Origin of the sequence: Curtobacterium sp. MCBA15_008, assembly GCF_001865065.1 — a bacterium.
Lineage (GTDB): Bacteria > Actinomycetota > Actinomycetes > Actinomycetales > Microbacteriaceae > Curtobacterium.
On record NZ_MJGN01000064.1, the window covers coordinates 1 to 360 of the forward strand.

Here is a 360-nt window from a genome sequence, read left to right on the forward strand (position 1 = left end):
GATATAGAGGGCGAATGAGCCGCCCACAAATAATAGGTTAATGGCAAATTGACTCATTCGAACTTACTCCTCATGCACGTCGAATTTTTCATCGAGCTTGTTCATCCGCCAGGCGTAATGGAAGATCAACGCGATGAAAGTAAGAATCGAACCCTGTTGGGCGAACCAGAAGCCGAGGTCGGTTCCGCCAATGGGGATTCCGGCGAGCATGGGGCGAAGCAGTATCGCAAACCCATAAGACACGAGGGCCCAGACAATAAGGCTCCCGAATATAAGGCGTAGGTTCGCCTTCCAGTAATTCACAGCATCGTAGTCATGACCTGACATAGGATCACTCCTGTATTGTTGTTGTGGAGGTTG

At 49.7% G+C, this 360-nt stretch carries 1 protein-coding gene; it reads right to left on the reverse strand.

All coding sequences use genetic code 11. The annotated features are described in order from the left end of the window. Positions 1-63 precede the first annotated feature (63 nt). On the reverse strand, positions 64-327 hold the full coding sequence (locus tag BIU96_RS17680; RefSeq protein ID WP_007154785.1) for a DUF4212 domain-containing protein: 264 nt from the start codon (positions 325-327) through the stop codon (positions 64-66). Between the last annotated feature and the right edge of the window lie 33 nt (positions 328-360).

Coding starts and splice junctions, on each gene's coding strand:
- BIU96_RS17680 (WP_007154785.1), bottom strand. CDS start 327: ATGTCAGGTCATGACTACGATGCTGTGAATTACTGGAAGGCGAACCTA.